The sequence below is a fragment of the Halalkalibacterium ligniniphilum genome, assembly GCF_000334155.1.
GTDB classification, from domain to species: domain Bacteria; phylum Bacillota; class Bacilli; order Bacillales; family Bacillaceae_D; genus Halalkalibacterium; species Halalkalibacterium ligniniphilum.
In genome coordinates this window covers 25441-49844 of record NZ_ANNK01000052.1, presented here as the reverse complement: position 1 = coordinate 49844, position 24404 = coordinate 25441, and the positions used below count along the sequence as shown (strand labels likewise).

The window sequence follows — 24404 nt, the reverse complement described above, 5'->3', positions numbered from 1 at the left end:
TACGTAAAACAAAAAAGCAACAGCGGAAAGAACTCCTCACTGTTGCTGAACATACAAATAAACGTATGCAAAATACCATTGCTTGCGTGAGATAGTTCTCCACATCGCTAGCTGGGACTAGCCATGTGACAGCCCTGTACTTCTTCAGCACAGATCCAGCATAGCAAGTGATGAGTACTTGCTAAACTTCGGCGAATTCCCCTTTTTCCTGCTTTCATAGAACCTCATCGTTCTCAAACAGGATACTGATGGTCTCCGCTCCCCTACCAATTACTTCAATTTTGAAGCGCATTTATTGAATTGTAGTTTATTGTAGCAAAGGTCGTTCTTAATGACAAGAATGAATTTTAATTTTTTTCAGCTAATGTTTCGACGATCGCTTCTGCTACACCGACTGGAATGCTTAGGGCCGTTAAATCCTCCACTGTTGCTTCTCTCATCTTTTTCACTGAACCAAAATGCTTTAAAAGTAGTCGCTTTCGCTTTTCTCCCACTCCAGGAATCTCATCCAATACAGATTGGAAGAAGCTTTTCGAGCGTGTTTGTCGATGAAAAGTTATCGCAAAACGATGGACCTCATCTTGAATGCGTTGAAGGAGATAAAATTCGTAACTATCTCTTTTTAATGGCACAACCTCTGGTGGATCGCCGATCAAGAGCTGGGAAGTTCGATGCTTTTCGTCCTTCGCTAAGCCGCAGACAGGAATGTGTAACCCGAGCTCGTCTGTTATCACTTCCTGCGCTGCTGCAATTTGTCCCTTCCCGCCATCAATAACGATTAAATCAGGCAACGGCAACTCCTCTTTACGTAAGCGAAGATAACGACGACGAACCACTTCACGCATCGATTCATAATCATCAGGCCCAGTAACGGTTTTTATTTTGTATTTTCGATAGTCCTTCCTACTTGGCTTTCCATCTAGGAAGGTTACCATTGCTGAAACAGGATCCGTTCCTTGAATATTCGAGTTATCAAACGCTTCAATACGATATGGTGTGGAGATGTTCATCGCTTCTCCAAGTCGTTCAACCGCTTTTATCGTTCGGTCTTCATCACGTTCAATCAAAGCAAATTTTTCACTTAAAGCAACCGCTGCATTTTTCATCGCTAAGTCCACGAGCTCTTTTTTCTTTCCACGCTTTGGTTGATAGACATTGATTTCAAGAAGCTGCTGCAAAAGCTCTGCGTCAACCCCTTCAGGTAACAGCAATTCTCTTGGCTTTACATGGTCTTTTTGCAAATAAAATTGACCAATGAAAGTAAGAAGATCTTCCTGTGCATCTTTATAAAACGGGAAAAGTGACACGTCCCGTTCAATTAATTTTCCTTGACGGATAAAAAAGACTTGTATACACATCCAGCCTTTATCATAAGCAAAGCCAAACACATCTCGGTCAACGAGGTCATTGACCGTCATTTTCTGTTTTTCCATGACGGCTTCCATATGTCGGAGGGTGTCACGCAGCTCCTTCGCACGCTCAAAATTTAATTCTTCTGAGGCTTTGAGCATTTTTTCTGTTAGCTTCGCCTTAATTTCCTCGTGACCGTACTTTAAAAATTTGGTGATTTCTTGGACCATTTCTTGATTCTGTTCCTTTGTCACTTCATACACACAAGGAGCGAGGCATTGGCCGATGTGGTAATACAAACAAACCTTGTCAGGCAGTGTTCGACATTTTCGCAATGGATAAAGCCTATCAAGAAGCTTTTTTGTTTCATTCGCAGCGCTAGCGTTCGGATATGGTCCAAAATACTTCCCGCCATCTTTTTTCACTTTGCGGGTGATGAGCAGTCGTGGATGTTCTTCGTTTGTAATTTTTAAATACGGATAGGTTTTATCATCCTTGAGCATGACATTGTATTTCGGATCATGCTTTTTAATTAAATTCATCTCTAAAATAAGTGCCTCAATGTTTGATGAGGTTACAATGTATTCAAAATCGACAATTTCACTTACAAGTCGTTGCGTTTTTGTATCGTGGCTTCCTGTAAAATAAGACCTGACTCGGTTCTTTAATACCTTTGCTTTTCCTACATAGATGATCGTCCCTTGTCGGTCTTTCATTAAATAGCATCCCGGTTGATCTGGAAGCACAGCAAGCTTTTGTTTTAATTCATTATTCATCATGCGCCACCTCTTCTCTCTATTGTTGGCGAGCTGAAATATTTTTTCAAGTATGAAACGCTGGGAGGTTTTTATCTAGGTATTTCCATGAAAGGGCAAAATGATTATCTTTTCTCAAAGAAAACAAATGAGCTTCTTCCTAATAAGTAACGTTGAAGGTGCCTTGTTCAGCCATGAAAAGCGCTGAAGCCTGTAGCTAGACATTCTGCCCCTTCTTATCTACTGAAAAAAGCCTGCCCAGATTGGACAGACCCTTTCAATTAGATGCGCTTGCTTAGATATGCTTATTAAGAAGCTCTGCTAGTGCTTCTTTTGGTTGGAAGCCCACCACTTGATCCACCACTTCGCCGTCTTTGAAAACAAGAAGTGTTGGAATGCTCATAACGCCAAACTTGCTTGCTGTTTCTTGGTTTTCATCTACATCAAGCTTTGCAATTTTTACTTTATCGCCCATTTCAGCATCAAGCTCTTCAAGAACAGGTGCAATCATTTTACAAGGTCCGCACCATGGTGCCCAAAAGTCTGCAAGAACGACTCCTTCGCTTGTTTCAGAGCCGAATGTTTGATCGGTTACATTTACAATCGCCATTTCTAAAAACCTCCTCAGTTGTTCATAACTTTCATTACACCTGAATTATATCATTAGCTTCCCCTTCTTGCGAATAAGTTGCTCTAAAAACAATTGAATCAAATGACAAATCCCAGTGTTGATCTCAGTAAAAAACATAGGAATAGTATTTCACGATACACCGTTTATAAACAAAACTTTTTTAAAGCAAAAGACAAGCCCCCTTCTAAAGAAGACTTGTCTCCATTCCTATTTAGTTTGAAACAAGTACGTTTTTTAGCTCTTCCGTTAAAAGCGGCACGACCTCAAATAAGTCTCCGACAATTCCGTAATCTGCTACTTCAAAAATTGGCGCTTCTGGATCCTTATTGATTGCCACAATGACTTTGGAGTTTGACATTCCTGCTAAATGCTGTATCGCTCCCGAAATACCGATCGCAAAATACAAATCAGGGGTTACAACCTTTCCCGTTTGTCCAATTTGGAGCGCATAATCACAATATTCAGCATCGCATGCTCCACGTGAAGCGCCGAGAGCCGCACCAAGAACATCCGCAAGCTCTTGAAGAGGCTCAAAGCCTTCCTTGCTCTTCACTCCACGTCCACCTGCAACAATGATTTTCGCTTCTGAGAGATCGACGCCTCCGGTCGCTTTTTTGACTACGTCTGTTATTGTCGTACGCAAATCCTTAATGTCTACCGAAAGCTCTGAAACGTCTCCACTGCGCGTTTCATCTTTCTCTAGCGGAGAAAAATTATTTGGACGAATGGTGGCAAATACAAGACCTTCGTTTATCCTTTTCTTTTCAAAAGCTTTTCCCGAATAGATCGGTCGAGTAAAGACGATCTCGTCCCCGGCCTTTTCTAATGCGATCGCATCAGAAATTAACCCTGCTCCTAGCTTCATTGCGATCCGCGGTGAAAGATCTTTTCCTTGTGACGTATGGCCAAGGATGAGTCCATCAGGAGACTCAACATCTAACACCTGTAAAATCCCTTGCTGATAAGCGTCCGTTGTATAGGTTGCTAGATGGCTATGATTAACGACAATCACACGGTCAGCACCATAATGGATGAGCCGCTCAGCTAAACCGCTTACATTTTCACCAAGCAAGACTCCCACAACCTCACCGCCATCAGCGACCTCTTTCCCGGCAGCAATTGCTTCATATGAAACATTCCGTAATTCACCGTCACGTACTTCACCCAGCACTAGAACTTTTTTCGCCATGATTATCCCTCCAATTTAAATCACTTTCGCTTCTGTTTTTAGAAGTGATACGAGCTCCTTCACTTGGTCGGATACGTCACCCTCCAACACTTTTCCTGATTGCTTATTTGGTGGAAGAAAGACTTCAATCGTTGTCGTTTTCGCTTCGACCTCATCTTCCTCTAGATCTAAATCATCCAAGTCTAAAGTATCAAGTGGCTTTTTCTTCGCCTTCATAATGCCTGGTAGGGAAGGATAACGTGGTTCATTCAAACCTTGCTGAGCAGTTACTAAGACTGGAAGTGACACCTCAACGGTTTCTTCATCGCCTTCAACATCGCGCACAATCGTTGCTTGCCTATCCTGTACATCAAGCTTCGTAATCGTCGTCACTTGTGGGATGCCCAGGATTTCTGCAACCCTTGGTCCAACCTGTCCTGAACCACCATCTACCGCAACATTACCGCCAAGAATAATGTCATATGAATGTTTCTTTAAGTAGGCAGCTAAAAGAGACGCAGTCGTAAATTGGTCAAGCTCATCTAACTCCTCCACATCAAGCAAAACTGCTTTATCTGCCCCCATCGCTAACGCTGTTCGAAGCTGTTTTTCCGCCTCTTCCTCACCAACTGTCACAACCGTTACTTCTCCACCATGAGCGTCACGAAGGACAATTGCCTCTTCAATTGCATATTCATCGTAAGGATTAATGATGAATTCGGCACCTTCTTCGTCAATTCGTCCGTTGCTTAGAGTGATTTTTTCTTCTGTATCAAATGTACGTTTCATAATCACAAAAATGTTCACGCGAATTCCTCCTTATCATTTCTCCACTATTTATGCTGAAAATTTGGCTTGCGTTTTTCAATAAAGGCACGAATTCCTTCTTTTCCATCCTCTGTTTCAAAGGCTTGCCCGAAAAATGCTGCTTCTTTATCGGCTCCCCTTTCTTGCTTGTCATCAATGGCGTAAGTGAGAAGCTCTAATGTCATTGCCGTTGTGATTGCGCTTTTTGCTGCAATCTTTTTCGCCATTGCATAGGCTTCTTTCATAAGCAGCTCTTCTGAATAGGCAGCATTCACTAGACCTATATTTTTTGCCTCAATTCCAGAAATCGACTCGCTTGTCAGAATCATCTCAGCCGCTTTTGCCCGACCGACAAATCGAGACAAGCGCTGTGTCCCTCCCCAGCCAGGGACAAGTCCAAGCTGAAGCTCTGGCAAGCCTAGCTTTGCATTCTCTGAGGCAATCCGGATATGACAAGCCATCGCCAGTTCTAAGCCTCCGCCTAATGCCGCACCGTGGATAGCCGCAATCACCGGCTTACGAAACCTTTCAATTCGAGAGAAAATCTCTTGGCCTTCTTTTGCAAGCTTCGTAAACTCAGATCCATCTTTTACATTTAAAAACTCTTTAATGTCTGCCCCAGCTGCAAAAAAGCGGCCTTCTCCGTGAAGGATGACAACTCGGACTTCGTTGTTTTGCTCGATATCTGCGAACACCCCATCTAATTCAAGCAACAAGCCCTTTGAAAGAGCGTTCGCTGGAGGACGTGTAAGGGCAATTGTTGCAATGCCCTCGTCCATTGACAGCTTTATATACTCCATTCATTCCTCCTCCTCTGCATCTGTTTATGATTGCCGCAAACCGTTCAAAAGCAATTGATGTACAGGCTTTGCAAGCGCCACTAAGTCATATTTACACTCCTTCATCACCCAATTGGTTACGACTTCGTCTAATGTCCCAAACATCATTTGTCGAGCAAGACGAGCGTCTAATGAGGAAGAAAAAACGCCTTTCTCTACCCCTTCCACTAATAATTCATCAAGGAGAATGAGATATCCTTTTAAAACATTGTTAATTTGGGTACGTAGCTCAGAATTTGATTGTCTTAACTCAAGCTGCGTGACAATTGCCAATGCGTGATCTGCTGCAAGCTGCTCAAAATGCATCGTTACAAGAATCAGTAATTTTTCCTCAACGGTAGCATTTTCAGAAATTTGCTCTCGAATCTTTTCAATAAAGGCACCCATTTTGTTTTGAAAAAGTGAAATCAAGAGATCTTCCTTGTTTTTAAAATAAAGATAAATTGTTCCATCTGCGACACCAGCCTCTTTGGCAATCTTTGAAACCTGTGCATGATGGTATCCATATTTCGCGATGACAGTCACCGCTGCGTTAATAATCTGATCATATTTTGGTCCTTTTTTCTTGCTCACTGTCATCTTCCTTTCGATAATGAATGAGTATTCATTCATATCAAATATTTTAGTAGAAAGAAGTTCCTATGTCAACATGGAACCAGGCTTTTTCATTTGATTGTTCGATTTACTTTTGTCATTCTTGAAGCGATTGTTCCCTAGATCCATTGCTCGTTGTATTTGTTCATTGTACCGACTAAGCTAAATCCCGTTCCTTGCTCCTTGTCAAACTTCCTTCTACCCTTTCATCTCCGTCTCTTTCTATTGTAATGAATCTCGATTCATTTTTAAATAGATTTGTGATAATTTTTAAAAAACTTCAAATAATTAAGATAAAAAAACAAAAGAAAGGGTGCCCCCCTCCTTTTGTTAATTGCTCACTCTTTCTTCTTCTTGTTTTTTCATTTCCTCCTCTACTAGTACTCGTCGAAGGATTTTCCCTACAAGGGTTTTTGGAAGTTCTTCTCTAAACTCATAGAAACGGGGGACTTTATAGGCTGCTAGATGCTTACGGCAATATTCATTAAGCTCTTTTTCAGTTATTGTTTTTCCTTGCTTTAAAACGACAAAGGCTTTTACCGTTTCCCCTCGATATTCATCTGGCACACCAATCACAACCGCTTCCTGGATGGCTTCATTTTCATAAAGCACTTCTTCAATCTCTCGCGGATAAATGTTAAATCCACCTGCAATGATTAAATCCTTTTTACGGTCAACAATATAAAAATAACCGTCCTCATCCATATAACCCATATCTCCCGTTAGAAACCAGTCATCCTTAAATACCTTCGCTGTTTCTTCTGGTCGGTTCCAGTAGCCCTTCATAACTTGCGGCCCTCGAACTGCAATTTCACCAACTTCTTTCGGTTCGGCAACTTCGCCCGTTTCTGCAGAAAAAACGATCGCCTCCGTATCAGGCCAAGGAACACCAATACTCCCTGACTTTCGTTTGCCCCAAATCGGATTAGCCATGGCCACAGGAGACGTCTCCGTCAATCCATAGCCTTCAACGAGCTTTCCTCCTGAAAGCTCTTCAAACCTTTGTTGAACCTCAAGAGGCAATGGTGCTGCACCACTAAGGCAGGCCTTAATTGAAGATAGATCATATTCCTTAATTTGTGGGTCATTGATTAATGCCACGTACATAGTTGGTGCTCCTGGAAACAACGTAACCCGATGCTTTTGAATCGCCTTCAATACGTCTTTCGCTGCAAACTTCGGCAGGACAATCATCGTATGACCGCTCATAATAGCAAGGTTCATAACCACTGACATGCCATATACATGAAAGAAAGGCAAAGCAGCAAGCATCTTTTCCTTGCCACGCTCAGTTTGATAGGTCCAATGGATTCCCTGAACCGTATTAGCCACTAAATTGTAATGGGATAGCATAACGCCTTTCGCAGGCCCCGTCGTTCCTCCCGTGTATTGAAGCAAAGCCAAATCTTCCTTTGCATCTACTTCTACCTCAGGCTCAGTTGTACTTCCAACTTTTATAAATTCTTTAAATGCAAGCGTTGTTTGATCATAGCTGACCTCAATTTTCATACCTGTATTTTTTTTCTGAACGATTGGGTAAAGCAAATTTTTTGGAAATGGTAAATAATCCTTAATGCTTGTCACAATGACGTATTCTAGCTTTGTATTCTTCCGTACTTTTGACACTCGGGGAAAAACAAGGTCTAAACAAACAATGACTTTTGCTCCAGAGTCAACAAGCTGGTGCTCAAGCTCACGTTCCACATAAAGTGGATTTGTCTGAACAACAATGGCACCGATCATCAATGCACCATAATAGCTGATCACCGATTGGGGGCTATTGGCGAGCATAATAGCAACCCGATCGCCCTTCTTAACATCTAACGATTGTAGCTGATTAGCAAACTGCTTTGCCTGATCATAAATCTCAGCATACGTGATGTCCTTACCTAAGAAATGAACTGCTACATTAGAAGAAAACTCATTCGCCGCCTCTTTTAAATAGGAATGAAGCGTGCGCTCCTCGTACGTAATGGAGTGAGGTATTTCTTCTGGATAATGCTTGAGCCAAACTTTTTCTTCTGTCATTGTTATTTCCTCCTTTAATGATCTCTCCTTCCCTTTGTGCCATTCTCCTCTATTCTTATTGTATTGTAATCGCTTTCTAATTTAAATATATTTTTTAAATTTTCTAATATTTTTTTATGAAGCCATCCTCTTTTCTGTCGTAGAGCTGCCTCCTTTTTTCGACCTATAAGAAAGAAAGAGACTGACGTCAAGTCGTCAGCCTCTTTCTTTCTCATGCTGCAAAAAAGAGCATATAAATAATACCAGCTAAAATAAACGCCCCACAGCATACATATAAGATTTTCATTAATAATTCCACTTCATTCGCTCCTCTATCTACCGATGATGCTTGCCCCAATGACATAGGATAATCCGATGGAAAGAACCATCGCGATAAACCCAACTGCGCGATTATCGCGAGCAATTTCATCATCGACATTAAATCCAGGTGTCAAAAACTCAAAGATAAAATAACCTAGAAGCAACAGCAAAAAACCGAGAGCTCCCCAGCCGAGCGTTGTGAGAAGGGAACTAGAATATTCAATCGAATGGCGGAAAATATTAGCAACTCCAAAGATTTTTCCTCCTGTTGCCATCGCAACAGCAAGATTTCCTTGCTTAATTTCTTCCCAATTTCGATACTTTGTTACCGTTTCAAAAACCGCTAAAAAGACGATTAACGCTAAAACAGCCAAGCTATAATTCGCCGCCGTTCTTACAATTTCAATTTCGAATAATGCTTCCAATCCTCTCGCCTCACTTATTTAAGCTCAACTACGGTATTACCGAGACCACCTTCGTTCATGCCACCATCACGTGTTGCCTTTACATGGGGATGCTTAGATAATAGCTGCTTTACTCCTTTTCTCAATGCTCCTGTCCCTTTTCCATGAATAATGGACACTTGATGATATCCTGCTAAAATCGCATCATCCAAATATTTTTCCACCCGGAGCATTGCGTCTTCATAGCGCTCTCCCCGCAAATCTAATTCAGGCTTAACATGATGTTCACTGCCTCTTACCGTTGCAAGTGGTTTTGTCTCGACTTTCTTTGGTCTATCTACATATTGAAGGTCCTCTTTCTTCACCTTCATTTTCATAATACCGATTTGAACCTGGTATTCATCATCAGCAAGCTTTTCAACGATATGACCTTTTTGACCAAAGCTTAACACTTTCACTTCATCGCCTGGTACAAGGTCAGGGTTCTTTTTCGCCGACTCTTTCTTCACCTGTTTTTGTCTTGCTGTGAGCTTCGGAACTGCTTCCTCCAAATGTTTTTTAGCGTCGATCAGCTGATGCTCTTTTACAGCCAGCCCTTCTTTTTGAAGCTCTCTTAACTCTGAAATGATCCATTCAGCTTCTTCCTTCGCTTCTTTCACAGCTTGGGCAGCACGCTCTTCTGCTTCTTGAAGAATTCGCTCTTTCTCTCGTTCAAGGGCTTCCATTTCCTTTACAAGATCCGCTCGTAAACGCTCAGCCTCCTGACGAATGGAGCTGGCCTCTTTCCATTCTTGCTCCGACGATTTTCTACTTTCCTCTAGAGAAGCAATCATTTTTTCCATTTGGTCTGAATCTGCATCGATTTGTGCTTTTGCCCGTTCAATGATGCTATCTTCAAGCCCTAGACGGCGAGAGATGGCAAATGCGTTGCTTCGCCCTGGAACACCAATTAGTAATCGGTAGGTTGGGCGTAAGGTCTCCACATTAAATTCAACACTCGCATTCATCGCTCCTTCACGGTTGTATGCATACCCTTTTAGCTCACTATAGTGAGTTGTTGCCACTACTCGTGCACCACGACGATAGACATCATCTAAAATGGCAATCGCAAGCGCCGCGCCTTCTGTTGGGTCCGTTCCAGCCCCTAGTTCATCGAACAGCACGAGGCTTTCATGATCAACCTTTTTCAAAATCTGAACGATGTTGGTCATATGTGAGGAAAACGTTGATAAGCTTTGCTCAATCGATTGCTCATCCCCAATATCAGCAAAGACCTGTTTAAAGATAGCCATTTCCGAGTCCTCTTCAGCTGGAATATAGAGACCAGACTGAGCCATTAACGTCAGCAAACCTACTGTTTTTAAGGTAACCGTTTTACCTCCTGTATTAGGCCCTGTAATGATAAGTGAGGAAAAGGAGCCACCTAGCTCCACATCAATCGGCACAACGGTCTCTCCAGGGATAAGGGGATGACGGGCTCTCTTGAGCAGCAAATACCCACGATCATTTAGCGACGGCTTTGTCCCTTTCACTGCCTTTCCATAACGAGCTTTCGTAAAAATAAAGTCAAGGTCTGCGAGCGTCTCAACATTAATAAGCAGTTCATCAGCAAATTCGGCTGTTTTTTCTGAGAGCTCAGCCAAAATTCGTTCAATCTCTCGTGCTTCTTTCGCTTTTGCCTCTCGAAGCTGATTGTTAATGGTGACCACGGCCTGTGGCTCAATAAACAACGTTGCCCCTGAAGCCGATTGGTCATGGACAATCCCGCCAAATGCTCCTCGGTATTCCTGTTTAACAGGGATAACAAATCGGTCATTTCGAATAGTTACAATCGCATCTGAAAGCATTTTTGCTGTATTCGAAGAACGAGTAATGCTCTCAAGCTTTGAGCGAACACTCGATTCGTAGCTGCGAATTTGATGACGCAACGTTCTTAGGGCTGGACTTGCTGAATCTAGCACATGTCCGTTGTCATCAATGCACTGCTTGATTGCTCGTTCTATATCAGTTAATGGTTCAATCGCATGAACAAGTTCATGCAAAAGAGGCAGCTTGATTTCTTCCTCTTCCACCAATGTTTCAATAAACTTCTTAACTTGACGTCCTCCATAAATCGTACTCGCAATTTCGAGCAACTCTGATGCTTGAAGTCCCCCGCCGATTTTCGCACGCTTTACATGGGCACGGATATCAAAAATTCCCCCAAGAGGAACATGACTTCTCAATCGAAGTACAGTAGAACCTTCAAAGGTTTGATTTTGCCAAAGCTGTACTTCTTCTAAATCCGTTGAAGGCTTTAGCTGGTCAATTTTTTGGCGCCCTAGGGAAGAGGATACATGCTCTAGCAGCTGCTTTTTCATTTTCTCATATTCTAATACTCGTAACACATGTTTCATCACGTGACTCCTTTCCAAAGTCCCTAAGACTGCTGTCGCCGTAGGAACTGCTGTAGCCGTTCAAGCGGCCACGTATTCAATACGGTCTCTGCACGGACTAGCCCTTTCCTTGCTACTCCTACACCGTATTCCATAAAACCAAATGTATCCTTTGTATGAGAGTCTGTATTGATCGACAGTACGACTCCTTGATCTTGCGCCTTTTTTAACCATTCAGGGGCTAGATCAAGCCGGTTTGGGTTCGCATTTAGCTCTAAGGCCGTGTTCGTTTCTTTGGCAAGCTCAATTAACAAATCAAGATCGACATCATAGCCACTACGACGGCCGATAAGTCGACCTGTTGGGTGGGCAATGAGATCGACATGATTGTTCATTAAGGCTGTTTTTAGTCGCTCCATGATCGTTTCTCGCTTTTGTGAAAAGGAAGAATGAATGGAAGCAATGACAAAGTCGACTTCCTGTAAAAGCTCATCCTCATAGTCAAGGGTTCCGTCTGGCAAGATATCCATCTCAATCCCTGTTAATATGGTGAAATCGTCATAGGATTCATTTAGCTTTCGAATGCGCTCATGCTGTTCTCGCAATCGCTCCTCTGTCAAACCGTTGGCTACTTTTAAAAACTTTGAGTGATCCGTAATCGCAATGTATTCATAGCCTCGCGCCCGAGCAGCTTCAGCCATTTCTTCGATTGAATAGGCACCGTCACTCCAGGTCGTATGCATATGCAAATCACCACGAATGTCTTTAATATCGATTAAGGAGTAGTCATTTTCAACTCCAAAGGCTTCCACTTCCCCTTGGTCCTCACGTGCCTCTGGAGGGATATACCTGAGACCAAAATGGTTGAAAAAGGCTTCCTCACTTTCAAATATTAAAACCTCACCTGTTTCGCTATTTTCCACACCATATTCACTGATTTTCTCGCCTCGTTTTTTGGCAATTTGTCGCAGCTTCACATTATGTTCTTTTGAGCCTGTAAAATGATGCAATGTCGTCGCAAATTCGTTGTCCTTCACAAGCCGGAAATCCACTGAAATGGGGTAATCATAACTAAACTCAATGGACACCTTTGTTTGGCCATTTGCGATTACTTTACTCATATGATTCAAGCCTAGCAGCTGCTCACGAACCCGATCTGGTTGTTCCGTCGCAATGATATAATCTAAATCTTTCACCGTCTCACGTAAACGACGTAAGCTTCCCGCTCTCGAAAAACGCTGGATCTCATCTATTTCTTTTAACTGCTCCTCGATCTCTTCAGCTATTGGTAACACAAAAGCAATTGGCAGACGCTCAGGTCGATGCTCCGCTTCTGCAATCGCCTCTAGTATTTTTTCTTCCGTCTTCTTCCCAAAGCCCGCTAATGCTTGTACCTTTTTCTGCTCACACGCTTCCTTTAATGTCGTTACATCTACGACCCCTAGCTCTTGATAAAGCTTTGCGATTTTTTTACCCCCAAGTCCTGGGAGCTGCAGAAGTGGAATGAGTCCAGCTGGTACTTGCTCTTTTAATTCTTCAAGGAGGCTTGATCTTCCTGAATCTCGAAGCTCAGTGATGACCTCTGCCGTCCCTTTGCCAATTCCTTTTAACAGTGCCGGGTCTCCCAGCTCATCCAACGTCCGTTCATCTGACTCTAATGCAAGTGCCGCTTTTCGGTAAGCGGATATTTTAAAAGGGTTCTCTCCTTTGATTTCCATATAAATGGCGATTTGCTCAAGTGTGCGAATCACATCTTTTTTGTTCATGTTCACCGTTCCTTTCTGTTCCTTCTCCATGATACCGATATTTCATTAAGAAAATCAACGCTTTGACTTTTCCTTGCAAACTGATGTGTAGACCCGTTGGCGAACAAGGAACATGGACAATCTCTTGTCAAGTATACCAAGAAGGAAGCAATCCGTCCTCACACCGACTTTTATGATAGGTGCGCCAACGCACAAAAAACTTCTCACACAATGGAGAAGTTTTTTCATCACGTATTAAAGGGGATTATTCACCCATAGCTCTTGCAGCCAATCTGACAAAAATGGAGTATGGTTCATCATCAGCTGGGCAATCAGGGAGCCTTGAAGATGCCCTTGAACTTGTTCAATTGGAAGCAATGCTCCGACATACAAGAGGATAAAAAGGAGAAGATAGGCTTCTAAAAGGCAAAGAAGGCCACCAAGCAGACGATTCACCGACCGTAAAATCGGCAAATGGGCAAGAAAGTCAAGCATGGATCCAATAATTTGCATGAGAATTTTCGTACCAAAAAACAGGATCGCAAAAGCAATACCCGAGTAATATACACTCTCAAAGTCAAATGCGGAAATGATCATCGAAACTGTACTATCTGTAGAAAATTGCGGGTATGGAATCCATAGGCGTATATATAAGGCAACATCAGAGTAATAATGATACGCTACAAGAAAAGCGACTATAAAGCCAAGGAGGTGCACAAGCTGTAATATAAAGCCTCTGCGCCTCCCAATAAAAAAACTGCTAATCAAAATCAACATCAATACTAAGCTAAGCATTTTTTTCGTCTCCTGCTAAAAGCTCCTGCTCCAACCGCTCAACTTTTTCTTTAAGCTTCTTATAGTCGTCAATGACATTCACAGCTGTCAAAACAGCAAGACGTGTAGTATCTAAATAAGGATTCATTTGTTTAATTTCTCGCATTTTCGTGTCAAGTTCTTCTGCAACTTCCCGCATATGTTTAGGGGATTCGTAACCGGCAACTGTGTACTGCTGTCCATAAATTGAGACAGTTGTCCGTTGCTTTTCTTTTCTCTCTTTCACCGAAAAGCCTCCTATTCACTCGGTCAAAATACGACATTTGTTTAACATTCACAATCTATCATACCATGAAGCGAGCGCGATGAAAATAATAGATGTAAAAAGGTGTAAACAACGAAAGAGATTGTGATAGAAAGGTTTTTCTTTTCTTCATACAGCTATTTAGGGAAATACGCTGTCGAAATTTTGAACATGCTTTATAGATATGACAAAAAGGTGAAGCCCTTTTTTTGCTATTCTATGATTCGTCATTTTGTACCATTCAATTTTTTTGTAAGGCTTTAGAATGAAAGCCATAAAGTTTCAGCTTTTGCTACGGTCTATTTTGATTCCGTGGAAGTTGAGTGGCTACATATGATCGTTAAACAAAAAGGAGCAGCTGCGGCTACCTAAATGCCAGCACTGCTCCTTTTTTCACTTACTCTTAAGCTCTTAGTGTCGCACCAAGCTGTGATTCAAGTTGTTGCAATACCTTTTCATGAACGGCTGCAACCTCTTCGTCTGTTAGTGTCCGTTCTGGATCGAGATACGTTAAAGAGAACGCAATTGATTTCTTCCCTGCTTCCATATGCTCTCCTTCATATAGGTCAAAGAGCTGAACATGCTTTAATAGCACCCCGCCAGCTTCGAAGATAACCGCTTGAAGCTCACCTGCGGTTACATCTGTGCCAACGACTAAGGCAATATCGCGACTAATGGCCGGGAACCGTGGAAGTGGCTCATAGACCACTCCTTTAAGCTGATGGTTGATTAACGCTTCAAGATCCAGCTGATAAAGGTAGGTTTCTTTCAGGTCATTTTCCTTTTGAACGTGCGGATGAACTTGACCGACAAAACCAATTTCTTTTCCAGCAAGACGGATAATCGCTGTTCGCCCTGGATGCATACCCGCTTTCTTTCCTTGGGTGAATGTCACATCGTTTAGGACCCCAAGCTCGATAAAAAGACCTTCAAGAATCCCTTTGGCCACATAGAAATCCACTTGCTTTTTCTCGCCTTGCCATAGATGCTCATGCCATAATCCTGTTAACGCTCCAGCAAGCATTTCTTTTTCTACTGGTTGTTTCGTCAATACTTCCTCTTCACTTAAGAAGATGGAACCAATTTCATAGACATGAACGTTTTCCTGTTTGCGGTTCAAGTTGTATTGAAGCACATCAAAGAGATGTGGCACAAGGCTTGTGCGCATCGTACTCCGATCTTCGCTCATTGGCATGGCAAGTCTAACAGGTAAGAGGGATTCATTTTCTCCAGCGAAGCCCTTCGCTTTTTCCGGACTTGTTAAGGAGTATGTGATCACTTGGCTAAGGCCAGCGCCTTCAAGAAAACGACGAATTCGGCGACGCTTTACTTGATAGTTGGTTAATACCCCTGGTGTCGTTACACCTTCTGGTAAGGTTGTAGGAATGTTGTCATATCCATATAAACGGGCAACCTCTTCGATTAAGTCTTCTTCAATACGAAGATCAGCGCGACGAGAAGGGGCTGTGACAACAAACGTCTCGCCGTCAAGCTGATACGAGAAGCCAAGGCGTTTAAACAATGAAGCAACCTCATCTATTGTCAGCTCCATACCAAGTCGTGTGTTCAAACGTCCAAGCTCAAGGCGTATTTCTGGCTCCTCCACGTTTAAAACATCAAACTCCGCTACACCTGAAACAATCGTGCCTCCTGCCAATTCAACAATGAGACTTGCTGCACGCTTCGCTGCTTCCTTCACACGCTTTTGGTCTACACCTTTTTCAAAGCGGGCACTGGAATCACTGCGTAGGCCAAGCTCCCGAGATGCTTTTCGGATCGTTACTGGGTTAAAATAAGCGGCCTCAAGTAAAATGGTCGTTGTGTCCTTTTCTACCTCTGATGTCGCTCCACCCATGATACCAGCAATCGCTACAGGCTCTAAGCCATTTGTAATCACAAGATGATCACTTGTTAACGTTCGTTCTGTATCATCAAGGGTGACGATCGTTTCCCCATCCTTGGCACGGCGAACGAGCACTTCTTTTGACCCAAAGCGATCATAGTCGAATGCATGAAGCGGTTGACCGTACTCAAGCAGGACGTAGTTAGTCACGTCTACAACGTTACTAATTGGCCGAATGCCCGCAGCCATGAGGCGATTTTGCATCCATAATGGTGACGGTCCAATTTTTACATCTTTAATGATCGTCGCACCATAATAGGGATTGTCTGCCTCAGCATCAACGTTCACCGTAACATAGTCAGCTACATGTTCTTCATTCGTTTGTACTTTCGGATTCGGAAGGTTTGCCTCACGGCCGTAAAGCGCAGCCACCTCGTATGCCACACCCATCATGTTCAAGCAATCCGAACGGTTGGGTGTTAAGTCAAGCTCTAGCACTTGATCATACAGGTTTAACGCTTCAAGGGCATCGCTGCCTGTCTCTGCTTCTTCTGGGAAGACATAAATGCCTTCAGCAAAGTCCTTTTGAATAAGCTTGCTCTCGATCCCTAGCTCTTGCAGAGAACAGATCATGCCTTGAGAAACTTCCCCGCGCAGCTTCGCCTTTTTAATTTTAAAATTCCCTGGCAAAACCGCTCCAACTTTGGCAACGGCCACTTTTTGTCCTGCTGCAACGTTTGCCGCTCCACACACAATTTGGACTGGCTCCTCTTCGCCGATATCCACCTGACAGACGTTTAATTTGTCCGCATTGGGGTGTTGGCTGCATTCAAGAACATGACCAACAACAACATCTTTCGCCCCTTTATTCAACTCATGAATAATATCAACCTCGATGCCGCCACGGGTGAGCTTTTCCGCAATATCCGCTGCTGTCACATCCTCTAGGTCAACGTATTTTTGTAACCATCGATACGATACTAGCATCTCTTATTCCTCCTTACACCCGTTTGAACTGTGATAAAAACCGCACATCATTTGTATAGAAATGACGTATATCATCAATGTCATATTTCAGCATCGCCAGACGTTCAACACCCATTCCAAATGCAAAACCACTGTATTTCTTCGGATCAAACCCACTCATTTCCAACACACGCGGGTGCACCATTCCTGCGCCAAGCACTTCAATCCAGCCGGTGTTTTTACATACACGACAGCCTTTTCCACCACACATACCACAGGAAACGTCCACTTCTACAGATGGTTCTGTGAATGGGAAGAAGCTTGGGCGAAGTCTAATCCGCCGATCAACCCCGAAAAATGATTTCGCAAAGGCTTCAAGAACCCCTTTCAAGTCACTCATACGCACATTGTGATCAACATAAAGCCCCTCGATTTGCATAAATTGATGGGAATGAGTCGCATCATCATCATCACGGCGGAATACTTTTCCTGGCACAATTACTTTAACAGGACCTTTCCCTTCGAATTTTTCCATCGTCCGTGCCTGAACAGGGGACGTATGGGTACGAAGCAACAGCTCTTCTGTAAAATAGAACGAATCTTGCATGTCTCGTGCCGGGTGATCCTTCGGCAGGTTTAACGCTTCGAAATTATAGTAATCCGTTTCCACCTCGGGACCTTCAGCTACTGTAAATCCAAGACCAAGGAATGTATCCTCTACTTCTTCGACAACTGCTGTGAGTGGATGGCGTGTTCCTCTTGCTACAGGACGTCCTGGAAGACTCACATCGATCTGCTCTTCTGCAAGCTTCCGCTCAATCTCAGCCTCTTCTAACGCAGTTAATTTTTTTTCAAGCTCTGCTGTAATGGCTTCCCGAACTTCATTTGCAATCTGTCCGACAATTGGTCGTTCTTCTGCAGATAATTTCCCCATTCCTCTGAGAACCTCAGTAATGGGTCCTTTTTTTCCTAAGTAAGACACTCGTACATCTTGAACTGCCTTGATTTCATTTGCTTCTTTAATCTTCGCAATCGCTTCATCACGAAGAGCCTCAAGCCGCTCTTTCATCACTTGCTCCTCCTTTATCTCGTTCCTATTTCAAAACAAAAAGGCCTTCATCCCCACTAACAGGGACGAAGGCTCGCGGTACCACCCTAATTAGCACATGGTCATCCCATGCACTCACTTCATTTTCATAACGGCTTCTCGCCGGGACAACCTTAACAAGCATCACTTGTGTTCCGGTGCCTGCTCCAGAGTGAATTCAGCTGTGCCTACCATAGAAATGCTTCCAGTCGACGACATTTCTTCCCTGGATGGCGGTGAACAACGTACTACTCTCTTTCAACGCATCAAATTTTTCAACTGAGTTATATTATAGAAAACTTTACAAGCCGTTGCAAGACCTGTTTACGAGCGTAAATAATAAAGCAAGATTCCAGCAGCCACAGCGACATTCAACGATTCAGCTTGCCCATAAATCGGAACGTACAGGTTCTGATCCGCTTTTTCAAGAAGCTCTTTATTTACACCATCCCCTTCGTTTCCAACGAGCAAAGCAAATTGTGGTTGGGACTCAATCGCTGTATACGAGCTTCCACCTTCAAGAGCCGTGCCAAAGACAGGGATTTTTGCCTCTTTAAATCGATCGACCCAGCTATGAAGATCCCCTTTTATCACAGGAATGTGAAACAGAGAGCCTTGGGAGGCACGAACGACCTTGCTATTAAACAAGTCGGCACTTCCTTCTCCAAGAATCACCGCGGAAATCCCTGCTGCATCAGCGGTCCGAATCATCGTCCCTACATTGCCTGGATCCTGTACTTCATCGATGCAGAGAAACTGCCCCTGAAGATCTTGGTAGCTTGGCTCATCAGGCATGACACAGATCGCTACAATTCCTTGAGGCGTTTGGGTTTCCGATAGTTCGTTCATTACTTTGTCGCTAACAAGAACAAGATCCTGCTCACTAACCTGCCATGCTGACGGTAAAATGGCCGATTCTGTAAGTATAATGGCTTCAACCTCAACAGGCGACTTTAATGCTTCCACAACAAGATGGTAACCTTCAATTAAAAATTTACCTGCCTTCTCTCGGCCTTTTTTTGTATGTAGCTTTTTCCATGCTTTGACTTGTTCATTTTTGGGTGAATCAATTCGTCTCATTTCGTTCTCCTTACATTTGTACTACTCTTCACATCATACCCAAGTTTTTCGTCATAATCCAGTTTGTTTCAAGCCATACTACGATCAGAAAGTCATTCTTGAAAAAAGAGGTGTGCATAAAATGGGATTTAATTTGCGAAATGCAATCCTTGCCAATGTAAAAGGGAGTAGTGAACAAGACGTGGAAGCAACGATTACTGATGCCATTAATAGTGGTGAAGAAAAAATGCTTCCTGGGCTAGGTGTCTTAATGGAGATTTACTGGAAAACCGCAAATGAACAGCAAAAAGACCAATTGTGTCAGCAAATCAGCCAAGGCTTGCGGTAACGATGAAGGGGCGTATTCTTCTCTTGAGGAATGCGTCTTATTTCTTCTGAAGCTACGCAAGCTTCGTTACGAAGGCTTCTCCTGACTTTTGCTTTTTCATTTCTTGCAACCCTTTACTTTAAGTGCAATGCTTCACAATATCTTTTACACCTCAAAAAACTCAATCCCTTAAATGTGTTGTCCACGCAAAAAGACGCCTTCTTATTAAAGAAAAGCGCCCGTTTGTTGAATACGATTAAAGTTACAATTTGAGAGAATGTTAGTCATCAAAATTTCTTTACTCAGTTAAATGGTGTACTTCAAAAACTTAGCCGTTCCCTTCTTCAGCAACACACCTTAAACCCACACTACTCTCACCTCTCTGAGAAGATGCACCACTCACTCCTCCTGAAATAAATCAAACTGATTTCCATACAAATCTTCAAACCCAACGCCTTTACCTCCGGGAACAGTTTTCGGTTCCCCGTGTAAAACGACACCCTTGGCTTTCATTTCCCTGTAATCCCGTTCAATATCATCGGTTGCAAACATGACAAGAATTTGATCGGCCGCTTGATTCCCAATCAAAGCCTGTTGCGCCGGAGTATCGGCTGTTACCAATTCAAGTTTCGTTTCATTGTTCTTGTGCGGTGCAACGGTGAGATATCTCCAGCCCGGTGAAAATTCGTCCTCAGCGCAAACAACAAACCCCAATTTTTCGGTATAAAATTGCTTGGCTTCGACTTGGTTTCTGACAAAAATGGTTATTTGAATCGCTTTTGTTATCATCGTTTCTCCTTTCTATCATTGCGACTTCTGGTAGCGAAGTAGAACAACTCCTGAAGAGAATGTTCTCGCTTCAGCCAACTCAAGACGGACTGTATTTTCCGTTGCCCCGAATAACGGTGTACCTCCCCCCAAGAGGATGGGATGAACGTAAAGCTGATATTCATCGATCAAGTTAAGCTTCATGAATGTCGAAGCGAGATGTGCACCACCGAGTGATAAATTCTTGCCGGGTTGAGATTTCAATTGAGCCATCTCTTCCGTAATATTGTCTCTTACCAGCCTTGCGTTCCACTCCACCTTTTCCAATGTCTTTGAAAAGACGATTTTGGGTATTTCTCTCCATATGCGGGCAAAACGGATCTCGTGTTCCGTAGCCGCAGGATTTTCGTCCGCCGTCGGCCAATATTCCACCATGTTCTTATACGTTTTTCTTCCGTACAGGTGAGTGTCAACGGTGTTTTCTTGATCATTGATATACTTGAACAACTCTTCATCTGGTACACCCCAGTCGATCTCACCGTTTGATCCTTCAATAAATCCGTCCAAAGAAACCATTTGCGAATAGATGATTCTTCTAGAGTGTTGCCCATTCACTTCCTTCCTGGTCATCCGTCATTTCCCCCTTCAGCGGAAGAAAAGAATTCCTTTCGCAAATCATAGCCGAAGTATACGTCAATTTCTTCGATTTTGTCTCCAACGATTTTGAAATATTCCATATTTCGATAACTGGTTCCGGATTTCAACCAACATTCATAACGTATCACGGCTTCATTCCCGTCGGCCAGCAAGTTTTGGATATCATAGGCTTGGATATGTTTACTGCTCGGCCAGCATCTTTGTAGGTAAGCCTTCTTATTGATGTGATCGTCCACGGGACTGTTAAATTGAAAGTTTTCACTTAATAATACATCCAAAGTCTTTTTATTTTTCGTCTCGTAAGCAGTAAAATACTGGCGAACTAGATTCGAAACATTGCTCACCTTCATTCTTCCTCATCCCTTCATTTGTTATTTTACAATGCAATAGAAGAAGTGGGTCACTCCGGGAGCGTTGACAATTCGTAACCTCTCCAGCTTAATACGTTCAACATCATACGTCCGTCTGCCAACGACGATCTTGAACAATTCGCTCCTTGTTGAGCACGATTACTCTGGCAACCCTATCATAGCATGCGGGATAGGATTACATTTTTTAGGAGATTATCTCACAACATCGTATCTAACATGTATGACGCCTGTTCCTTCCACTACTTCAGTTGATTTCAATGCAACTGTATCCATTCCAATTTGATCAAACAAACGAACACCTTTACCAAGCAATACAGGGGCAATATGTAAATCTAATTTATCCAATAAACCAGCTTGCAAGCATTGTTGTGCAACACTCGCTGTGCCGACAGCTACATTCTTAGCACCGGCTGCTTTCTTCGCTTTTTTTACCGCTTCTTCAATTCCTTCTCTGATAAAAGTAAATGGTGTAGTGCCTTTGGGGTGCGAATCAGGGATATTATGAGTAAGTACAAATACAGGAACATTTTGTAATGGGTGACTCCCTCCCCATCCATTGACGATGTCGTAAGTACGTCTACCAACGATCATAGCGCCTGTTTCTTCAGCTGATTGATCGAAAATTTTCCTATCCCTCTGTGAAAGTTTGAAAAATGAATTGACCTGACTCGTTAAATCTCCAGAAAACATCCAAGCTTGTAATATGTCTCCGTTGTCTCCTAAAGGTTGTTGCTGAGAATCATTACTTCCTGCTATAAATCCATCGAGTGACATGGAAACACTTAAAATGACTTCACTCATATCAATTCCTCCTTCCAAGCCATTGTATACGAAAACATAACACAGTATTTCTTCTTGATTGCTGTATTCTTATCCTTTCCACTGATTTTTTTATCGTTTTTTTTAAATAGATTTGGCTTTAAAGAGGATGTTCAAGCATTCACGTAGAAATTACTATTAAATATGGATAGAGAATTGATGAAAGGTGGGATGGACATATGAGGAGGGAGGAGTATTCAGAAATTGACGAAGTCATCACATTTATTCATAAAAATATTGATGATCCCCTTTCTCTTTCAAAGTTAGCTAGTCATGTCTCGTATAGCCCGTATCATTTCTCACGTATGTTTAAAGAGAGAACGGGTCTTTCCCCTTTGTATTTTGTTGCGTCACTCAGACTCCAAAAGGCTAAAGATCTGCTATTACGCACGCATTTAAGCGTTCGTGATATCGGTTTTGAAATTGGGCAACAGAGCTTAGGGACTTTTACAACACGATTTACTGAAAGGGTAGGGATGTCACCGGCCAGTTTCCGACATTCAGTAAGAGGAGCAGAACATGACATTCGTATATTGAAACAGTTGGAACAATGGCCTTCGAATCATCTTTTGGCGTCGAATCAAAACACGAACATAACGGGAACAGTAGAAACGACGGTTCCTTTTGAGGGAGTCGTTCTTATTGGACTATTTCCAAAGCCGATGCCAGAAAGAATGCCGTTATACGGCATCCTTATTCCTTCGGCAGGTGATTTTTGTCTATCTGATGTTAAGCCGGGAACGTACTATTTGATGGCTACATCTGTTTCTTGGGGGATGCATGCTATGGATTTCCTACTTCCTCATAAAACATTACGAACACGCTCGAAGACACCGATCATTGTTGACTGTCTTTCACCTGTCCCACATCAAAAAGTGACGCTCTATCCACCACGTTTGGACGATCCACCTATCCTGATTTCACTTCCGTTTTTGATGAATCATTTTCTCAATCGAACACAACAACATAGCCATTAACTTTATGCGCTCGAATACTTATCATAAGTGAAGTGGAGTGGAGCATTGGTCATTGCTAAATTATTCTAGCAGTACCCCATATGTTCCTTATTTTCTTTAGTCAGCTATCATCCATCAACAATTTACAACCCCTTGATATCGTCGACAAGTTGAGGCAATCCATCACTAAAATAATGTTCATTGCCATCGAGTGTTCGAGTAATTGCCTGTGGAAGCTTTTCCTCGTAGTGTCCAAGGTGTGCAAAGGGCACTATTTCATCATTACAGCTGTGATAGAAGAACATTTGCGATATCTTAGTGAGTTTTGAAGCAAAATTTTCAGGCAAGGTGTACTCCTCAACCTGCCAATCATTGCCCTTTCCCCAGTATGGCGCTGCAATTAAAAACAACCCGGAAATGGATTGGTTGTAAGCTTTCTCAGAAAGATATTTCAACAAAACTGCTCCCCCTAAAGAATGACCGATGAGAATCACCTCACCTTCAATTTCAGCGAATTCTTTTTCAAGTTGAACCTTCCAAGGCTTATACTCGGGATTTCCTGGATTAGGCATTTTTGGATTTAACAAGTTGTATTCATCACCTAACCTCTCTTGTAAATATGCTGTTAGATCGCTGCTTCCTTGATGAAGGTCTTGATCTCCCGCACTATGAATGAATAATACTTGTTTTTTCATATTATTTATACCCATCTTCCTTTCACACTCCTTCTTTGATTCTATTTTAAATTTATCACAAAAAACTGCTAAGGAATTCTTCTCGATTGCTCAAAAATTCATCCCTTTATTCAATAATCTGACCCGATTGTTGAACTAAAGTTAAACAACACTCTTCAACTAACCTGCCTCGTTAATTTAAGTACAATACTTCACAAAGTCATCTGAAATAGAAGTTTATATACTGCGAGTATAAGTCAAATACGAAAAAAGAAATGAATAAAATAAACAATCAACAATATTTCGTTTATTTCTAAAATCATCTGTGGAAATTCGGAAATGCAGGGTGCACATCTTTCGTTATAAGTGGATATAAATTCCGTAAGAAGTCGTCTCTTTTCCTATTTGGATCAAGGATGAACCATTGAACTTTTGAAGGAAGTCTATCTTTTGCCGTGAAGATCGTTATTAATGCAGGAAAATTTCATTCTATGAATAATTCAGGATTAAAATGATTCTTTATTATTTTTTACAATTCTCTATATTCAGATAAAATTAAAACATACAAAACCAAAGAATAATTATGCCAATTTTTCTTTAATTCCAGTTGTTCAGATGATAGACTCCCTCCATGGTAAGGTAATTTATATCCCACTATGTTCAGATAAAACCCCTGTTTCTATAAAATCACTAAACCCTTGTCATACTAAGGTTTTTTTAAGGGATTGAAGTAAAGGAAATCGTCTAATTTGCAGTAGATCGTTAGTCGTGTTTTTGAAATATTACAAAAATCATGCTCAAA

General features: G+C 42.3%; 22 protein-coding genes, 1 riboswitch and 1 other annotated feature. Of the genes, 2 read left to right on the top strand and 20 right to left on the bottom strand.

Annotated elements, in window-relative coordinates; translation table 11 throughout:
* Positions 1 to 84: 84 nt before the first annotated feature.
* A riboswitch (Lysine riboswitch) is annotated at positions 85 to 274 on the bottom strand.
* 73 nt (positions 275 to 347) lie between these two features.
* The 15 genes from uvrC to BLT_RS0104640 form a co-directional block, all read right to left on the bottom strand.
* Positions 348 to 2126 (bottom strand): excinuclease ABC subunit UvrC, encoded by a 1779-nt coding sequence (uvrC, locus tag BLT_RS0104725; RefSeq protein ID WP_017726662.1) that lies wholly within the window; start codon positions 2124 to 2126, stop codon positions 348 to 350.
* A 274-nt stretch (positions 2127 to 2400) separates the two neighbouring features.
* The gene (gene trxA, locus BLT_RS0104720) at positions 2401 to 2715 is read right to left on the bottom strand and encodes a thioredoxin (protein ID WP_017726661.1); all 315 of its coding nucleotides are present in this window, start codon (positions 2713 to 2715) and stop codon (positions 2401 to 2403) included.
* 232 nt (positions 2716 to 2947) lie between these two features.
* Entirely contained in the window at positions 2948 to 3925 is a 978-nt protein-coding gene (locus BLT_RS0104715; protein ID WP_017726660.1) for an electron transfer flavoprotein subunit alpha/FixB family protein, read from the bottom strand.
* 15 nt (positions 3926 to 3940) lie between these two features.
* A complete protein-coding gene (locus BLT_RS0104710; RefSeq protein ID WP_017726659.1) occupies positions 3941 to 4711 on the bottom strand; it encodes an electron transfer flavoprotein subunit beta/FixA family protein in 771 nt (256 codons plus the stop codon).
* 26 nt (positions 4712 to 4737) lie between these two features.
* On the bottom strand, positions 4738 to 5511 hold the full coding sequence (locus BLT_RS0104705) for an enoyl-CoA hydratase (protein ID WP_017726658.1): 774 nt from the start codon (positions 5509 to 5511) through the stop codon (positions 4738 to 4740).
* Between the two features lie 24 nt (positions 5512 to 5535).
* A complete protein-coding gene (locus BLT_RS0104700) occupies positions 5536 to 6129 on the bottom strand; it encodes a TetR/AcrR family transcriptional regulator (RefSeq protein WP_035425504.1) in 594 nt (197 codons plus the stop codon).
* Positions 6130 to 6474: 345 nt separating this feature from the next.
* Positions 6475 to 8172, bottom strand: coding sequence for a long-chain-fatty-acid--CoA ligase (locus BLT_RS0104695; protein WP_017726656.1), 1698 nt, complete (start codon positions 8170 to 8172; stop codon positions 6475 to 6477).
* Between the two features lie 311 nt (positions 8173 to 8483).
* Complete coding sequence (locus tag BLT_RS0104680) at positions 8484 to 8897, bottom strand: DUF350 domain-containing protein (RefSeq protein ID WP_017726654.1); 414 nt, start codon at positions 8895 to 8897, stop codon at positions 8484 to 8486.
* 14 nt (positions 8898 to 8911) lie between these two features.
* Complete coding sequence (locus BLT_RS0104675; RefSeq protein ID WP_017726653.1) at positions 8912 to 11272, bottom strand: endonuclease MutS2; 2361 nt, start codon at positions 11270 to 11272, stop codon at positions 8912 to 8914.
* 23 nt (positions 11273 to 11295) lie between these two features.
* Positions 11296 to 13017, bottom strand: coding sequence for a DNA polymerase/3'-5' exonuclease PolX (gene polX / locus BLT_RS0104670; RefSeq protein ID WP_017726652.1), 1722 nt, complete (start codon positions 13015 to 13017; stop codon positions 11296 to 11298).
* Positions 13018 to 13251: 234 nt separating this feature from the next.
* Positions 13252 to 13791, bottom strand: a complete 540-nt coding sequence (locus tag BLT_RS0104665; protein WP_017726651.1) for a CvpA family protein — start codon at positions 13789 to 13791, stop codon at positions 13252 to 13254.
* Positions 13784 to 14056, bottom strand: a complete 273-nt coding sequence (gene zapA, locus BLT_RS0104660) for a cell division protein ZapA (RefSeq protein WP_017726650.1) — start codon at positions 14054 to 14056, stop codon at positions 13784 to 13786. Before zapA ends, BLT_RS0104665 begins: the two co-directional genes overlap by 8 nt.
* A 421-nt stretch (positions 14057 to 14477) precedes the next feature.
* Positions 14478 to 16904, bottom strand: a complete 2427-nt coding sequence (gene pheT, locus BLT_RS0104655; protein WP_017726649.1) for a phenylalanine--tRNA ligase subunit beta — start codon at positions 16902 to 16904, stop codon at positions 14478 to 14480.
* A 13-nt stretch (positions 16905 to 16917) separates the two neighbouring features.
* Complete coding sequence (gene pheS, locus BLT_RS0104650; RefSeq protein ID WP_017726648.1) at positions 16918 to 17952, bottom strand: phenylalanine--tRNA ligase subunit alpha; 1035 nt, start codon at positions 17950 to 17952, stop codon at positions 16918 to 16920.
* Between the two features lie 58 nt (positions 17953 to 18010).
* Positions 18011 to 18241, bottom strand: a binding site (T-box leader).
* A gap of 53 nt (positions 18242 to 18294) precedes the next feature.
* Positions 18295 to 19050 carry a TrmH family RNA methyltransferase gene (locus tag BLT_RS0104640; protein ID WP_017726646.1) on the bottom strand — a complete coding sequence of 252 codons (756 nt, stop codon included), beginning with the start codon at positions 19048 to 19050 and terminating at the stop codon, positions 18295 to 18297.
* Positions 19051 to 19171: 121 nt separating this feature from the next.
* Between BLT_RS0104640 and sspI the strand changes: the two genes are divergently transcribed.
* Positions 19172 to 19378 (top strand): small acid-soluble spore protein SspI, encoded by a 207-nt coding sequence (sspI, locus tag BLT_RS0104635; RefSeq protein ID WP_017726645.1) that lies wholly within the window; start codon positions 19172 to 19174, stop codon positions 19376 to 19378.
* A gap of 378 nt (positions 19379 to 19756) precedes the next feature.
* On the opposite strand, the gene BLT_RS0104630 is transcribed toward sspI, so the two are convergent.
* The 4 genes from BLT_RS0104630 to BLT_RS0104615 all read right to left on the bottom strand — a co-directional run bounded on the left by BLT_RS0104630 (position 19757) and on the right by BLT_RS0104615 (position 21954).
* Positions 19757 to 20146: a VOC family protein gene (locus BLT_RS0104630; RefSeq protein ID WP_017726644.1), complete on the bottom strand. Its 390-nt coding sequence runs from the start codon at positions 20144 to 20146 to the stop codon at positions 19757 to 19759.
* 15 nt (positions 20147 to 20161) lie between these two features.
* The gene (locus BLT_RS0104625) at positions 20162 to 20755 is read right to left on the bottom strand and encodes a dihydrofolate reductase family protein (protein ID WP_017726643.1); all 594 of its coding nucleotides are present in this window, start codon (positions 20753 to 20755) and stop codon (positions 20162 to 20164) included.
* Positions 20752 to 21132: a nuclear transport factor 2 family protein gene (locus BLT_RS21405; RefSeq protein WP_017726642.1), complete on the bottom strand. Its 381-nt coding sequence runs from the start codon at positions 21130 to 21132 to the stop codon at positions 20752 to 20754. The genes BLT_RS0104625 and BLT_RS21405 overlap by 4 nt, the downstream gene beginning before the upstream one ends.
* A 213-nt stretch (positions 21133 to 21345) precedes the next feature.
* Positions 21346 to 21954: a dihydrofolate reductase family protein gene (locus BLT_RS0104615; protein ID WP_017726641.1), complete on the bottom strand. Its 609-nt coding sequence runs from the start codon at positions 21952 to 21954 to the stop codon at positions 21346 to 21348.
* A 197-nt stretch (positions 21955 to 22151) separates the two neighbouring features.
* Between BLT_RS0104615 and BLT_RS0104610 the strand changes: the two genes are divergently transcribed.
* A complete protein-coding gene (locus BLT_RS0104610; protein ID WP_017726640.1) occupies positions 22152 to 22949 on the top strand; it encodes a helix-turn-helix domain-containing protein in 798 nt (265 codons plus the stop codon).
* Positions 22950 to 23071: 122 nt separating this feature from the next.
* Here BLT_RS0104610 and BLT_RS0104605 read toward each other — a convergent pair whose 3' ends face one another.
* The gene (locus BLT_RS0104605) at positions 23072 to 23638 is read right to left on the bottom strand and encodes an alpha/beta hydrolase (RefSeq protein WP_017726639.1); all 567 of its coding nucleotides are present in this window, start codon (positions 23636 to 23638) and stop codon (positions 23072 to 23074) included.
* Positions 23639 to 24404 lie beyond the last annotated feature (766 nt).